A 13,301-nucleotide genomic window follows, 5' to 3' on the forward strand; every position below is an offset into this window, starting at 1 on the left:
GGGTCCTGGAGAGAGCGCGTGTCAGGAGACGAGGGAGTCGAGTTCGTCCTCCGGCAGCCCCAGGTCGAGCCTGATCCGGTAGCGGGTGCGCAGGAGGGCGACGTGCTCGGGGTCGTCCTCGGCGCAGCTGAGCGCCGCCTGGGTCGCCCACTCGAGCCCGCCCTGCAGGTCACCGTACGCCACCAGCGTCTCGGCGATGTTGTGCGCCGTGGCGGGCGTGAGCGCGCCCTCCGCCCTGAGCGTCTCGATGATCTCTCGTGCCTCGCCTGGCCGGTCGAGCTCGAAGAGCGTGTCGGCGATGCCGGCCCGTGGGTCGATCATCGACTCGCCGCCGTCGTCCACCGCCCGCTGGAAGCACTCGAGCGCCCGGGCCGGCTGCCCCGCCTGCTTCCATTCCTCGGCGGCCAGCACGAAGATGGCCGCGCGGGAGATGTCGCCCGAGGAGTAGGTGAGGGCGAGCTCGCTCAGCTGCCGGGCCAGCGAACTGTGGTCGTCGGCCAGCAGTGCCTGCTCCAGCATTCGATCAAGGTGCTCACGGGTCACATGCGCCACACCGCGAGACTACCGAGCTGGTCCCGGTTTTGCCTGGACAATGCAACATCACCGCCTCTGCACAGCTTCGGCAACGATTCGTGCAAACCCCACTACACACCGCGTGTCTCTCCAGGACCAAGGGCATATATGGCACACGTCATCAGGGGCGGAAGGGGCTGGGCATGGCCAAGCATGTGACCTTCATGATCGCCTGTGCCGCGGTGCTGTCGACGGTGATCCCGGGTACCGCCGGTTATTTCTCCGCCCGGATGGAGGCCGTGGAGGCGGCCGAGCTCAGGGTGGCGATGATGCAGGCGCGGCTGGCGAACAAGATCCAGATGGTCTCGCTGCCCCGTCCCTGTTCCCCCGTTCCCGCGAACCGGCTGAAGGCGAGACCCACCGCGCCGCGCGCGCTCGTGCCCGCGGAGCAGCCGGTGGTGCCGGCGCCCGAGTACGGGCCGATCACGCCTGGCGTGACCGGCGCGGACTGAGCCTGCGTGACAGGAACGACCTGATGAGCTGCTTGGCGGCCTCGATGATGTCGGGCGCGCCCGCAGGGTCGCGGCGGAAGGCCAGCTTGAGTACGGCGTCGCCCGCCTCGACGGCCACCAGGACGGCCACGTCGAGCTCCTCGCTGTCGGCCAGGCCGTACTCCTGGAGCAGCAGGCCGCGCAGCCGTCCCGCGATCACCATGTTGTTCTCGGAGTCGGAGTCGAGCAGGTTGAGGTCGACGACGTCGCCGAAGTGGAGGCTCTTGAAACCGGGGACGGTCCTGTGCATGGCGACGTACTCGTCGATGATCGCGTCGACGGCGTCCCACCATCCCCGGTAGTCCTCGTCGAGGAAGCGGGCGCCGACCCTGGAGACGAACAGCTCGACGTTGCGCCTGGTCAGCTCCTGGGTGATGGCCCGCTTGTCGGGGAAGAACTGGTAGACCGAGCCGATCGCGACTCCGGCGCGCTCGGCGATGCGGGTGGTCGAGAGGGCTTCGTAGCCGACGTCGTCGAGCAGGTGGGCGCAGGCGTCGAGCATCCGCTCGACCCTGCGAGCGCTACGGCGCTGCGCGGGCTGACGGCGGAGCGTCGCTAGCTCGGTGCCGTCTTCGTCATCCGGCAGAGAGGACACGGACTTCATCTTGCCTCCAATACGCCGGGCGCCGCCGGGAAAACCGCGATTGTAGAACGACGTGCAAATGCGGGTCACGACGCGTTCCAGCGGTCGGCGAACGCGGCGACCAGCTTGGCGACGGCCTCGGGCCGCGTGCGCTGCGGCCAGTGGTCGGCGACGAGCCTCTCGTGCGTGAACGCCGGCGCCCACTGCCCGAGCGAGGCGAGCAGCCACGGGGAGACGAACGGGTCGCGGGTGCACCGGATGAGCTGCACGGGCGTGCGCACGCGGGGGTCGCCGGGGCGGCGCAGCCGGGTGAGCATGTTCGCGCGGTAGAGGTTGAGCCCGTTGCGGGCGTCGGCGGCGGTGGCCCCGAGCGGACGGGCGAGCCGCGTCACGATCAGCTCGGGCAGCACGGGGAGCTGGAACCCGGCGATGTACCACGACCGCAGCAGCTGGCCGAGCGCCCTGCTCGGGCGGGCCTGGCGGAAGAAGGCGGCGGCCTGGTCGAGGCCGGGGCCGCCGATCGTGGTGAAGGAGGCGAACCTGTCGCTCCTGCCGAGGAAGTACCACCCCTGGATGGAGCCCCAGTCGTGGCCGACGAGGTGAACCTTGGGTTTGCCGACGGCGTCGAGCACCGCGTCCATGTCGGCGGCCAGCCGGTCGAGCAGGTAGCCGCCGGGCGAGCGCGGCGCCGTGGAGGCGCCGGCGCCTCGCACGTCGTACCGGACGATGTGATAGCCGCCGAGCAGCGGGACGACCCGGTCCCACACGTGGTGGTCGTCGGGATAACCGTGCAGGAGCACGATCGTCGGTTTCGCAGGGTCGCCCTGCTCGTGGACGGCTAATCGAACCTCACCGGAATCTATTAGACGCACGGTCCAGAGGCTAGCTGTCGGCTGGGCTCCCGGCCAGACCCGTGCACGAACGCAGGTCCTTCCACTGGGAGACCGCCTGGGTCCTGGCCGCCCCGGTCAGCGGGACCGGCACACCGCCCTGGATGGTGGCGGGCGTCCACTTGTCCTTGAGCACCTTGCGCCCGTCGATGGTGAGCGTGAGGACGCCGGTCCTGCCGGTCTCGGGCCCCCAGTTGTAGAAGACGAAGTTGCCCAGGCCGTAGTTGACATAGGCGTTGCCGACGAACCCGCTGCCGAGCAGGATGTGCGCGTGTCCGCCGACGATGACGTCCGCGCCCGCCTTGACCAGCTTGGGGGCGAGAGCGCGCTGTGCCGGGTTGGGGCACTTCTGCATCTCGGTGCCCCAGTGGAGGTGCACGATCACCGTGTCGGCGCTCTTGCGGGCCTGCCGTACCGCTCTGATGAGGCGGTCCTCGTTCTTGGCCGAGGCCAGCCCGCCCTTGTCGCCCGCGGCGGTCCACGCCTGGATGAACTCCGAGTCGAGCACCTGGGTGGCGCCGATGATCGCGACGCGGTTGCCGTTCACCGTGACGCGGTAGGGCTTGTAGGCCTCGGTCTCGTTCCTGCCGATGCCCACGACGGGGAACCTGGACTTCCTGATCGAGGCGAGCGAGTCGGCCAGGCCGCCGTCCATGTAGTCCATGCCGTGGTTGTTGGCCATCGAGGCCACGTCCACCCCGGCCGCCTTGAGCGCGGTTAACGCCGAGGCCGGCGCGCGGAAGGTGTACTGCTTGCCCGGCGCCGGCGTGCCGCCCGTCGTGATGGCCGTCTCCAGGTTGACCATCGCCAGGTCCGACGACCTCAGCACCTTGGCGATCGGACCGAGCGCGGTGCGCGGGTTGGCGAGCCTGCCTCTCAGCACGCCCTCGAAGTGCACGTCACCCCCGAAGGAGATCGTGTACGGCGTGCGCTCGGGCTCCTTCGGCAGGCTGGGCGAGATCGTCGGCCGTTCGGCCGCCTCAGGGGTCGGCTCGGACTCCGCCGCCGCACAGGCGGTCATTGCGATCACGACACCCACAACGGCCACAGCGCGGCTCGGTCTCATCTGCCCTCCCGGTCTTCAGGCACCGAGCATGCCATGCGCGCGCTCGCTGTGCGCGGTGAGCCACACCACGGCGGAGTGCGTCGCCTCGTCGACGGGAGTGTAAACGATCATACGGGTCTCGGGCGCGGCCGTGCAGTTGAACAGCGTGCTGGTGAACCGCAGCCGTCCGACCTGGTCGTTGTCGAACGTCTTCTCCCGCGAGCGGGGATCGGCGACGTCGTGGGTGGCCCACAGGGCGGCGAACTCGGGGCTGGCCGCCGACAGCCGCTTCACGAAGTCGCGCCACAAGGGGTCGTCGGCGTGGCGCGTGTAGGCGCCGCGGAAGACGGCGACGCTGCCGTGCAGCTCCTGCTCCCTGTCGACCAGCGCCGTCCGCCACTGGGCGCCGACGAAGCACTGCCACAGCGTGTTGCGCTCCTCCGCCGGGGCGCTGACCAGCTCGGGGAAGAGCGCGGCGTAGGCGGCGTTCCACGCCAGGACGTCGTGCCGGCTGGTGCTGAAGGCGGCCGGCAACGGGCTCAGCCTGTTGATGATCTCCTGCATGGCCGGCGTGACACGGGTGGAGTCGCGCACGGGCGGGGCGACGGCGTGGCCCGCCAGGAGGTAGAGCTGCTGGCGCTCGGCGACGTCGAGCATGAGCGTGCGCGCGATGGAGTCGAGGACCTGCAGGCTGACGTTGATGGGCCGGCCCTGCTCCAGCCACGTGTACCAGGTGACACCCACGCCGGCGAGATGGGCGACCTCCTCCCTGCGCAGGCCGGGGGTACGCCTGCGGGTGCCCGGCGGCAGGCCCGCCATTTCGGGCGTGACCCGCTCCCGCCGAGAGCGCAGAAAAGCGGCCAGGTCATCACGTCGCTTACTCATCCAGGTGCCACCAATACCGGGATAATCGGACTCTTTTTACTAGTATCCACGGCCCACCACATTGGTAGCATGACCCACACCCCGACTACCAGGAGCACCACCGGCCTGCTCCTGCCCATCGTGTTGCTCGGCCAGTTCCTCGCCGTCCTCAACGTCAACATCGTCAACGTCGCCACCCCGACGATCGAAGCAGACCTGCGCTCGTCGGGGGCGGGACTGCAGATGATCGTGGCGGGCTACACCATCACCTATGCCGTCCTGTTGATCACCGGGGCCCGGGTCGGGGACCTGTTCGGCTATCGCAACACCTTCCTGACCGGCCTCGCGTTGTTCACCCTGACCACGCTCGGCTGCGGACTGGCGCCGTCGACGGGTGTGCTGGTCGCCTTCCGTTTCGCGCAGGGCGCGGGAGCGGCGCTCATGATGCCGCAGGTGCTCACCCTGATCCAGCGCAACTACCAGGGAGAGGCGCGAGGCAGGGCGATCGCGCTGTGGTCGGCCGTGGTGAGCGGCGGCATCGTGGTGGGCCAGGCGCTCGGCGGCATCCTGCTCGGCCTGGGCGCGGGCTGGCGGATCGTGTTCCTGGTGCTCGTGCCGATCGGCGTGCTGTTGCTCGTGGCGGGCCTGCGGGTACTGCCCGCCGACCAGGGCGGCGGCCGTACGGGCCTGGACCCGCTCGGCCTGGTCACGCTGTCGTCGGCGGTCCTGCTCGTCATCGTGCCGCTGGTGCTGGGCCGCGAGCTCGGCTGGCCGCTGTGGGGATGGGCGTCGATGGCGGCCGGCCTGGCGGTCTTCGCGCTGTTCGTCCGCGTCGAGCGCTGGGTGACCGCGCGCGGCGGCCGACCGCTGGTCGACGCCAGGGTGCTGCGCGCTCCCGGCATGCGGCCAGGACTGGCGGTCCTGCTGTTCGGGCCCGCCACGTGGGGAGCCTTCCTCTTCACCTCGGCCCTGCACCTCCAGGGCGAGCTGCACCTGACACCGCTGATGTCCGGGCTGATGCTGGTGCCGTGCGCGCTGGCCTTCGCCGCCGTCGGGCTGGCCTGGCCCCGGCTGCCGCAGCGGCTGCAGCGGTCGCTGGTGCCCTTCGGCTACGTCGTCGCCGCGCCCGCGTACCTCGGGCTGGCCGCCGCTTCGGAGGGCGGCCTGCCGTACGCGATCGTCAGCGCGCTGATCGGCGCCGGGCTCGGCGTGCAGATCGCGGTGACCAACATGGCCACCCAGCGGGTGGACGCCGCCTACGCGGCCGACGCCAGCGGCGCGCTGCTGACGGTCATGCAGCTCGGCCAGGTGATCGGGGTGGCCACGGTCGGCACGCTGTTCATCTCGCTCATGCAGGGCCATTCCGGACAGGCCTCGCTGGGGACGGCCGTCGCGTTGGCGGCGCTTGCCGTCCTCGCCGGGCTGAGCTCCATCTTCCTCATCCGCCCGAAGATCTCCCAGGCGTAGACCTCCCCGGCGTCATGACGCGGCAGGCTCGCGCTCCGCTCGGACGCGAGCCTTTCCTCTGCGGGAACCCCGTGTCACGGTGAACGCATGCGCGCCGCCTTCCGCCGACGGGACAGCCGTGAGGCGGCGGTTCTGGGCGGTCACGCGGGAGCACCGGCGCCGTATGGCCGACGGTCCTCGGGCGGAGTTCCACCGGATCGTCGACGGGGTCTGGAGCGGGGGAGGCGAGGCGGCGGAGCCCAGCCCTTCGCATGCCGAAGGACCTCCCGCTCGCGACGTCAGGCCGATCCAGTGGGGTATCGCCGTGCTCGTCGCGGCGGTCGTCGCGCTGGTCGTGGGAAGCAGGCGGAAACGGCGCACCCGGGAGCCTGACCGGAATGATCAACGTGCAATGATATGAAGATCTTCATGCTCGACTTCGTGCTGAGCAGACAAGAGAGGACGCCGGATCGAGGCTCCTTCCGAACGGCCCTGAGGGTTGTGCCAGCAACCTGCCAGGGCCGTTCTTTATGCGGACGCGGCCACGAGGTCGAACTCGCCGTCGCGAACACCCGCCGCGAAAGCGGCCCACTCGTCCGGGGTGAAGACCAGGACAGGACCGTCCTCGTGCTTGCTGTCCCTGAGGGCCACGTTGCCGTCCGCCAGCTGGGCGAACTCGACGCAAGCCGCCGCGCCGTTGCAGTACCGGCTCTTGCGCCAACCCGCCCTGCTCATATCGATGTGCATTTTCTCCCCAAATGGGCAAAGGGGCGCCATTGCCCCTATTTGTTCGGAATTGTCGTCAACGCCGCCACATCATCGCCTTGTGTTGGATGAGCACGCGTGACTCGTCCTCATCGAGCGCTTCGGATCCGATGTGGTCGAAGGCGGTTTCGTATCCAGCCACCAGTTCGAGGTCCTCGACGAAGCGCGCACCGTACAGCGACTCCAGGTAGACGACATCGTCGAACGCCGCGAACCTCAGATGGATGAAAGCTCCCGTGTTGACCGGATGACGTGATTCAAAGGTCAGGACACGGACACTGACATGCGAGAGCTGGGAGACCTCGAGGAGGTGCTCCATCTGTTCCCGCATCACCGAGGGTTCCCCGAAGCGGCGCATCAGGACCGACTCGTCCAGGATCACGCAGAGCGTGGGTGGATCCGGCCGGTGCAGGACGCGTTGCTGCCGGTCGAGGCGGGCCTCGACCCTGCTGCGAACACCGCTGTGCGTGATTCGCGCGATGCCACGAGTGGCCAGAATGACTTCTCTGGCATAGTCCTCGGTTTGGAGGAGGCCTGGCACGATCTGGGGTTCCCAGTCTCGTTGATCGATGGCCTCCGCTTCCAGCCCGAGCAGTCTTGTGTACTCCCCGGGCAGGGCGTCTTCGTAATCTTCCCACCAGCCGCGCTGATCCGCATCATGCAACAGGCCGAGCAACTCGACGACCTTTTCGTCGCCGGCATGGTAGAGCTCCGCCATCGCCTTGATGTCCGCCTCGCTCGGCATCGTCTTCGCGGACTCGATCCTGCTCACCTTGCTCGGCGACCAGCCGAGCAGGCTCGCGGCTCGGGCGCCGGTCAGCTTCCCTCGCTCGCGCAGATGGCGCAGCTCCTGACCGAGCTTGAGCCTGCGCACCGTCGGGCTGCCCTGCTCTGATGGCACCGTCCGCTCTCCTCAACCGGGAACGAGAGTGGGGTGGAGACCGTGCAAGTTGCACGGGGACTCGCACGAAGACTTGCCATAAGGCTTCCATGGGAGGACGGTGGGGGCAAGAGAAAAGCCATGGACGCGAGCGTATGGATGCGCGTCGGGGACTTCCCGGCTGTACATGCCGCCCGACAGGTTGCGTGCAAGTTGCATGTACTCGTGCGCCGCATCTAGCAGCGGGAATTGCGAAGAAATTTGAATTTTCTTTCGCGCCAGCTATTGCCGCAGCCAGTTCACAGAGGGACGATCAGGCCAGGAAGGCGAGATGGCGGACGCGGAGCCTTCCCCCGATGCTTCAATCGCGGCCCCTGCAGGCCGCCCTTCCGGCAACGGCGCCGTTCAGATAGAGGCGACACAGGCACTCAGCACGAAGCCGGACCGACGCTGATCCCGCACCGGCACCGTCAACGGGCTGCCACCCGGGTGACGGTCGAGCCTCAGCGCCAGGCCCGGCCAGAAGTCCACCTCAAGAATGCCGCGAAAGGGGTCTTCTATGTACTCACAAGGTACCAAGGGACTCAGCCGAATCAAGTCCCCGGCCCGGGAACTGATCGCAGGGTGGATCGCGTGGGCGGACAGGGACATCTGCATGGAGCCCGACGAGTTCGCTCACCGGCGCGGCTGGACCGTCTCCCGTACCCGGTTCGGCTCCCGCTCGTACCGCGACCCGCGGTTCGACCAGCTCAAGGTGCCGCGTACCTCGCTCGTTCCCGAAGAGGTGTCGTGAAATGTCGCGCAATCCCGTGCCGACATCGAGGAGCCGCCTCGATACCGCGAAGCTGCTCGTTCCCGCCTGAGCCATCCGGGAGAGGGCCGGGGTCTCCCGAGCGTCGAAGGCGCCGGGCACGGCCTCGGCCCTCGGGCCTTCCCAGGGCGTGCCGTCCCGGACAAGATGAGTTCAGATGACGAACTCAGGAGTGGCGATGACGACCGTGCACCGCACCTGTCCCCTCTGCGAGGCCGTCTGCGGCCTGACGCTCACCCTCGACGACAGCGGCCACGTCACCAGCGTGAAGGGCGACAAGGACGACCCGTTCAGCAAGGGCTTCATCTGCCCCAAGGGCGCCAGCCTCGGCCGCCTCGACGAGGACCCCGACCGGCTCCGCGCGCCGCTGGTCCGCGACGGCGACCAGTGGCGCGAGGTGACATGGGAGGCGGCCTTCGACACCGTCGCCCGTGCCTTCGCGGCCGTGCGGGACCGCCGATCGGTCGCCGTCTACCTCGGCAACCCGGCCGCCCACACGATGGCGGGCGCCCTGTACGGCGCGCCGCTCATCAGAGCCCTCGGCACCAGGAACGTCTACTCCGCCAGCACGGCCGACCAGATGCCCAAGCACGTGGCCAGCGGGCTGATGTTCGGGCACCCCCTGCGCATCCCGGTGCCCGACCTCGACCGCACCGGCTACCTGCTGATGCTCGGCGCCAACCCGCTGGAGTCCAACGGCTCGCTGTGCACGGCCCCTAACTTCCCCGGCCGGCTGAAGGCGATCAGGCGGCGCGGCGGCAAGGTGGTCGTGGTCGACCCGCGGCGCACCAGGACCGCCGCGCTGGCCGACGAGCACGTGTTCGTCCGGCCCGGAGCCGACGCCTACCTGCTGTTCGGCCTGGTCCACACGCTGTTCACCGAAGGCCTGACCACGGTGTCGTGCGAGGTCAACGGCCTGGAGGAGGTCAGGGAGGCGGCCCGGCCCTTCACCCCCGAGGTGGTCGCGCGCCGTACCGGGGTGCCGGAGGAGACGGTCGTCCGGCTGGCCCGCGAGCTGGCCGCCGCCCCGTCCGCGGCCGTCTACGCGAGGATCGGCACCTGCACCCAGGAGTTCGGGACGCTGGCCCAGTGGCTGGTCGACGTGCTCAACACGCTGACGGGCAACCTCGACCGGCCGGGCGGGGCGATGTTCCCCATGGCCGCGACCGAGGCGCCCGGCAGCCGCAGGCCGTACACGACGGGCCGGTGGAAGAGCAGGGTGCGCGGCCTGCCCGAGGCCAACGGCGAGCTGCCCGTGGCGACGCTGGCCGACGAGATCGAGACGCCGGGCGAGGGCCAGGTCCGCTTCCTGGTGACGGTGGCGGGCAACCCGGTGCTGTCGGCGCCGAACGGGGCCCGGCTGGACGGGGCGTTCGAACGGCTCGACTTCATGGTCAGCGTCGACCCCTACCTCAACGAGACGACCAGGCACGCGAACGTGATCCTGCCGCCGCCACGGGTGCTGCAGTCGGGACACTACGACTTCGCGCTGCTGGGATTCGCGGTGCGCAACTACGCGCGCTACTCGCCGCCGATCCTGCCTCTGGGCGGCCGGCCATCCGAGGGCGAGATCCTGGCGCGGCTCGCGATGATCGCCTCGGGTCTCGAGGGCGACCTGGACGCGTTCGTCATCGACCAGACCCTCCAGAAGGCCGGCGTGGAGCTCGAGCTGGACGGAGAGACGGGAGCGGAGCGCAGGCTCGACATGATGCTGCGGCTCGGCCCCTACGAGCTGTCCCTGGCCAAGCTGCGCGAGAACCCGCACGGGCTCGATCTGGGCCCGCTGGAGCCCCGGCTGCCCGGCATCCTCCGCACCGCCTCGGGGCGGGTGGAGCTGGCGCCTGCCCAGCTGCTGGAGGACGTCGAGCGGCTGAAGGAACGGCTGGAGCAGGCCCCGCCAGAGATGGTCCTGATCGGCCGTCGCCACCTGCGCTCGAACAACAGCTGGATGCACAACGTCAGCACGCTGGTCGGCGGCAGCAACACCTGCACGCTGCAGATCAACCCGGCGGACGTGGCGCGGCTCGGGCTCGACGGGCAGGCGGTGGTCACCTCGGCCGCCGGCCGGCTCACGGTCACGCTGGAGCCGACGGAGACGATCATGCGGGGGGTGGTCAGCCTGCCGCACGGCTGGGGCCACGCGGGCAGCGCGCAGGCGGTGGCCGCCGAGCATCCGGGGGTCAGCGCGAACACGCTGACCGACGACGCGGCGATCGACGTGCCGTCCGGGAACGCCGTCTTCAACGGGGTTCCGGTCACCGTCGAGGCGCCGTGACGTGACCCCGTCGCCGTGATCGTCGCGGTCGACGGACGCGTGGCGCATGCATAAGGTGTCGCGCGTGACTAGCGCCCCGGAAGAGGACCGACTGACCGCCCAGATCGCCTTCGCCCTGGAGATCGACAAGCTGAAGCGGGTGATCCGCCGCAACAGCCTCATGGACGGCTCGCGGCGGGAGAACGACGCCGAGCACTCCTGGTACATCGGCATGCTGGCGATGATCCTCGGCGAGCACGCGCCACCCGGCACCGACATCCAGCGCGTGGTCGCCATGCTCCTCGTCCACGACCTGGTGGAGATCGACGCGGGCGACACCTTCATCTACGACGCGGTGGCGGTGGCGGCGCAGGCCGACGCCGAACGTGCCGCCGCCGACCGCATCTTCGCGCTGCTCCCGGCCGACCAGGCGAGCGTCTTCAGGCAGCTGTGGGAGGAGTTCGAGGCGCGCGAGACGGTGGAGGCGCGCTTCGCCAAGGCGCTCGACCGCTTCGCCCCGATCCTGGCCAACCACCACACCGAGGGCGGCACGTGGCCGCTGTTCAAGGTGCGGGCCGACCAGGTGCGGGAGAAAGTGAAGATCATCGAGGAGGGGTCGGCGTCGCTCGGCGCCTACGCCTACGAACTGGTCGACCTCTCGGTCAGCCGGGGCCACCTCGCCGAGTGATCCCCTGACCGCCGGGGTAGGGGTCCGGTCGTGAAGGAGAAAGTCAGGCTGGCCGGCCCGGTCGATCTGGCCGATCGGCTCGAGAAGAGCAGGACGATGGACCGGCCGATCCACGCGCTGGCGAAATTCGTCCGCGAGAAGATCGGCCCCGGCGGGCTCCGCGACTGGCTGCACGGCGTGCCCATGGGCAAGCCGCTGCACCCGCCGCTGACCACGGTGACGATCGGCTGCTGGGTGTCGGCCGCCCTGCTCGACCTGGTGAAGGCCGACCCGCGCGCCACGCGTACCCTGATCGCCGCGGGGCTCGGAAGCGCGCTGCCGACGGCCGCCGCAGGGCTCACCGACTGGTCCTCGCTCCACCGCGAGCAGCAGCGGGTGGGCTTCGTCCACATGATGGTGAACCTGGCCGCGGTGGGGCTCTTCTCGGGGTCCCTCCTGCTGCGGCTGGCCGGACGCGAGAGCGGCGGCAAGGCGCTGTCCCTGGCGGGGCTCGGCGCGGCCACGGTCGGCGGCTACCTCGGCGGCCACCTGGCCTACCGGCAGGCGTCGGGCGCCAACCACGCCGAGCAGGTCGCGCACCTGGTGCCGCTGGGCTGGCACGACCTGTGCCGGATCGACGACCTGCCGCAGGGCAGGCCGGTCGCCCGCAGGCTGGGCTACATCCAGCTGTTCGTGCTGCGTCACGGCGGTGGCGTCACCGTGCTCGCCGACCAGTGCTCGCACCTGGCGGGCCCGCTCCACCAGGGCAGGATCGTCCTCGAGGACGGCGTGCCGTGCGTGGTGTGCCCCTGGCACGGCAGCACGTTCCGGCTGGGCGACGGCTCGGTCAAACACGGTCCCGCCACCGCGCCCGCGCCCATCTTCGAGACCCGGGTACGGCAGGACGGCACGATCCAGGTGCGGCCGTTGACTTAAACCTTTGTTGAACTTCTAACGTCGGCGCCATGATTCTCGTCACCGGAGCGACCGGCAACGTCGGTCGCCACGCCGTTTCCCAGCTCACCGCCGCGGGCGCCCGGGTGCGGGCGCTGGTCAGGAACCCCGCCAAGGCCGCCTTCCCCGCCGGCGTCGAGGTCGTCACCGGCGATCTCACCGACCCCCCCTCGCTGTCCGCCGCCCTCGACGACGTCGAGGGCGTCTTCCTCGTCTGGCCCGGGTTCGCGGCCGAGACCGCCGCCAAGGTCGTCGACCTGGTCGCCGCGCACGCCCGCCGCGTCGTCTACCTGTCGGCGAACCTGCCCGAGGACTCCACGATGTTCCACAAGGACCTCGAACGGCTCATCAGCGCCTCGCCGCTGGAGTGGACGTTCCTGCGGCCGGGCGGGTTCGCCGCCAACACGCTCGGCTGGGCCGACGCGGTCCGCGCCGGCACCGTCCGATGGGTGTACGGCCAGGCCGCCCGCTCCCTCATCCACGAGGCCGACATCGCCGCCGTCGCGGTGAAGGCGCTGCTGTCGGACGAGCTCGTCGGGCAGGCTCCCGTACTCAGCGGGCCGGCCGCCGTCACCCAGGCCGAGCAGGTGCGGATCATCGGCGCGGCCGTGGGACGTGAGGTGCGGTGGGAGGAGATGCCGCCCGAGGAGGCCGTGGCGCAGCTGGCCACGGTGTGGGGTGACCCGGTGCTGGCGCGGGAGGCCGTGGCCGCCTGGGGCGGCTTCGTCGCCGCTCCGGAGCAGGTCACCGACGCGGTGGAACGGCTGACCGGGCGCCCCGCCCGGTCATTCGCCGCGTGGGCCGCCGATCACGCGGCCGACTTCCGCTGAGCCGCCGGACGCGGCGCGTCGGCGGGGTGCTCGACGAGGGCGAGGATCCTGCTGGACATGAAGCGGGCGGTGCGTACGGCCGTGCCGCTTCGTGTCACCTCGCTGACCTCGACGAGGCCGCGCCTGGTCGCGACCTCGACCCGCCGGCCGGCCTTGGTGGCGATCACTTCGTAGGTGCGCGGGGTACCCCCCGCGTCGATCACGATCTCGACCCGATCACCCTTCATGCCCTGATTTATACCCATTTA

15 protein-coding genes are annotated in these 13,301 nt (G+C 70.0%); 7 read left to right on the forward strand and 8 right to left on the reverse strand.

The window, feature by feature from the left end; all coding sequences use genetic code 11:
• Nucleotides 1-21: 21 nt before the first annotated feature.
• Nucleotides 22-519, reverse strand: coding sequence for a hypothetical protein (locus ACWDLG_RS02860; RefSeq protein WP_449915309.1), 498 nt, complete (start codon nt 517-519; stop codon nt 22-24).
• A gap of 197 nt (nt 520-716) precedes the next feature.
• Between ACWDLG_RS02860 and ACWDLG_RS02865 the strand changes: the two genes are divergently transcribed.
• Nucleotides 717-1,025, forward strand: a complete 309-nt coding sequence (locus ACWDLG_RS02865) for a hypothetical protein (RefSeq protein WP_449915311.1) — start codon at nt 717-719, stop codon at nt 1,023-1,025.
• On the opposite strand, the gene ACWDLG_RS02870 is transcribed toward ACWDLG_RS02865, so the two are convergent.
• The 4 genes from ACWDLG_RS02870 to ACWDLG_RS02885 form a co-directional block, all read right to left on the reverse strand.
• On the reverse strand, nt 997-1,668 hold the full coding sequence (locus ACWDLG_RS02870) for a TetR family transcriptional regulator (RefSeq protein WP_449915312.1): 672 nt from the start codon (nt 1,666-1,668) through the stop codon (nt 997-999). The two genes, ACWDLG_RS02865 and ACWDLG_RS02870, sit on opposite strands and share 29 nt — an antisense overlap.
• A 65-nt stretch (nt 1,669-1,733) precedes the next feature.
• Nucleotides 1,734-2,519, reverse strand: a complete 786-nt coding sequence (locus ACWDLG_RS02875; RefSeq protein WP_449915313.1) for an alpha/beta fold hydrolase — start codon at nt 2,517-2,519, stop codon at nt 1,734-1,736.
• A gap of 10 nt (nt 2,520-2,529) precedes the next feature.
• On the reverse strand, nt 2,530-3,558 hold the full coding sequence (locus ACWDLG_RS02880; protein WP_449915316.1) for a CapA family protein: 1,029 nt from the start codon (nt 3,556-3,558) through the stop codon (nt 2,530-2,532).
• A gap of 60 nt (nt 3,559-3,618) precedes the next feature.
• Complete coding sequence (locus ACWDLG_RS02885; RefSeq protein WP_449915318.1) at nt 3,619-4,467, reverse strand: helix-turn-helix transcriptional regulator; 849 nt, start codon at nt 4,465-4,467, stop codon at nt 3,619-3,621.
• A gap of 69 nt (nt 4,468-4,536) precedes the next feature.
• Between ACWDLG_RS02885 and ACWDLG_RS02890 the strand changes: the two genes are divergently transcribed.
• Nucleotides 4,537-5,913, forward strand: coding sequence for an MFS transporter (locus tag ACWDLG_RS02890; RefSeq protein ID WP_449915320.1), 1,377 nt, complete (start codon nt 4,537-4,539; stop codon nt 5,911-5,913).
• A gap of 507 nt (nt 5,914-6,420) precedes the next feature.
• On the opposite strand, the gene ACWDLG_RS02895 is transcribed toward ACWDLG_RS02890, so the two are convergent.
• Both ACWDLG_RS02895 and ACWDLG_RS02900 read right to left on the reverse strand, forming a co-directional pair.
• Complete coding sequence (locus tag ACWDLG_RS02895; RefSeq protein WP_449915323.1) at nt 6,421-6,627, reverse strand: DUF397 domain-containing protein; 207 nt, start codon at nt 6,625-6,627, stop codon at nt 6,421-6,423.
• Between the two features lie 67 nt (nt 6,628-6,694).
• On the reverse strand, nt 6,695-7,558 hold the full coding sequence (locus ACWDLG_RS02900) for a helix-turn-helix domain-containing protein (protein ID WP_449915325.1): 864 nt from the start codon (nt 7,556-7,558) through the stop codon (nt 6,695-6,697).
• A 634-nt stretch (nt 7,559-8,192) separates the two neighbouring features.
• Between ACWDLG_RS02900 and ACWDLG_RS02905 the strand changes: the two genes are divergently transcribed.
• From ACWDLG_RS02905 to ACWDLG_RS02925, 5 genes are all read left to right on the forward strand, one after another.
• Nucleotides 8,193-8,330, forward strand: a complete 138-nt coding sequence (locus ACWDLG_RS02905; RefSeq protein WP_449915328.1) for a hypothetical protein — start codon at nt 8,193-8,195, stop codon at nt 8,328-8,330.
• Between the two features lie 196 nt (nt 8,331-8,526).
• Nucleotides 8,527-10,623: a molybdopterin-dependent oxidoreductase gene (locus ACWDLG_RS02910; RefSeq protein ID WP_449916174.1), complete on the forward strand. Its 2,097-nt coding sequence runs from the start codon at nt 8,527-8,529 to the stop codon at nt 10,621-10,623.
• A gap of 46 nt (nt 10,624-10,669) precedes the next feature.
• A complete protein-coding gene (locus ACWDLG_RS02915) occupies nt 10,670-11,290 on the forward strand; it encodes an HD domain-containing protein (RefSeq protein ID WP_449915331.1) in 621 nt (206 codons plus the stop codon).
• A gap of 30 nt (nt 11,291-11,320) precedes the next feature.
• Nucleotides 11,321-12,205: a Rieske 2Fe-2S domain-containing protein gene (locus ACWDLG_RS02920; protein ID WP_449915334.1), complete on the forward strand. Its 885-nt coding sequence runs from the start codon at nt 11,321-11,323 to the stop codon at nt 12,203-12,205.
• A 29-nt stretch (nt 12,206-12,234) separates the two neighbouring features.
• Nucleotides 12,235-13,053 (forward strand): NAD(P)H-binding protein, encoded by an 819-nt coding sequence (locus ACWDLG_RS02925; protein WP_449915336.1) that lies wholly within the window; start codon nt 12,235-12,237, stop codon nt 13,051-13,053.
• Here the strand turns inward: ACWDLG_RS02925 and ACWDLG_RS02930 are convergent.
• A complete protein-coding gene (locus ACWDLG_RS02930) occupies nt 13,032-13,280 on the reverse strand; it encodes a hypothetical protein (RefSeq protein WP_354907862.1) in 249 nt (82 codons plus the stop codon). The two genes, ACWDLG_RS02925 and ACWDLG_RS02930, sit on opposite strands and share 22 nt — an antisense overlap.
• Between the last annotated feature and the right edge of the window lie 21 nt (nt 13,281-13,301).

It is taken from the genome of Nonomuraea sp. NPDC003727, assembly GCF_053586935.1.

Excerpts from the sequence above, each read along its gene's own strand:
- ACWDLG_RS02895 (WP_449915323.1), bottom strand. The coding sequence starts at position 6,627 with ATGAGCAGGGCGGGTTGGCGCAAGAGCCGGTACTGCAACGGCGCGGCG.
- ACWDLG_RS02890 (WP_449915320.1), top strand. The coding sequence starts at position 4,537 with ATGACCCACACCCCGACTACCAGGAGCACCACCGGCCTGCTCCTGCCC.
- ACWDLG_RS02930 (WP_354907862.1), bottom strand. The coding sequence starts at position 13,280 with ATGAAGGGTGATCGGGTCGAGATCGTGATCGACGCGGGGGGTACCCCG.
- ACWDLG_RS02870 (WP_449915312.1), bottom strand. The coding sequence starts at position 1,668 with ATGAAGTCCGTGTCCTCTCTGCCGGATGACGAAGACGGCACCGAGCTA.
- ACWDLG_RS02915 (WP_449915331.1), top strand. The coding sequence starts at position 10,670 with ATGCATAAGGTGTCGCGCGTGACTAGCGCCCCGGAAGAGGACCGACTG.
- ACWDLG_RS02860 (WP_449915309.1), bottom strand. The coding sequence starts at position 519 with ATGCTGGAGCAGGCACTGCTGGCCGACGACCACAGTTCGCTGGCCCGG.
- ACWDLG_RS02905 (WP_449915328.1), top strand. The coding sequence starts at position 8,193 with ATGGAGCCCGACGAGTTCGCTCACCGGCGCGGCTGGACCGTCTCCCGT.
- ACWDLG_RS02910 (WP_449916174.1), top strand. The coding sequence starts at position 8,527 with ATGACGACCGTGCACCGCACCTGTCCCCTCTGCGAGGCCGTCTGCGGC.
- ACWDLG_RS02885 (WP_449915318.1), bottom strand. The coding sequence starts at position 4,467 with ATGAGTAAGCGACGTGATGACCTGGCCGCTTTTCTGCGCTCTCGGCGG.
- ACWDLG_RS02865 (WP_449915311.1), top strand. The coding sequence starts at position 717 with ATGGCCAAGCATGTGACCTTCATGATCGCCTGTGCCGCGGTGCTGTCG.
- ACWDLG_RS02880 (WP_449915316.1), bottom strand. The coding sequence starts at position 3,558 with ATGACCGCCTGTGCGGCGGCGGAGTCCGAGCCGACCCCTGAGGCGGCC.
- ACWDLG_RS02925 (WP_449915336.1), top strand. The coding sequence starts at position 12,235 with ATGATTCTCGTCACCGGAGCGACCGGCAACGTCGGTCGCCACGCCGTT.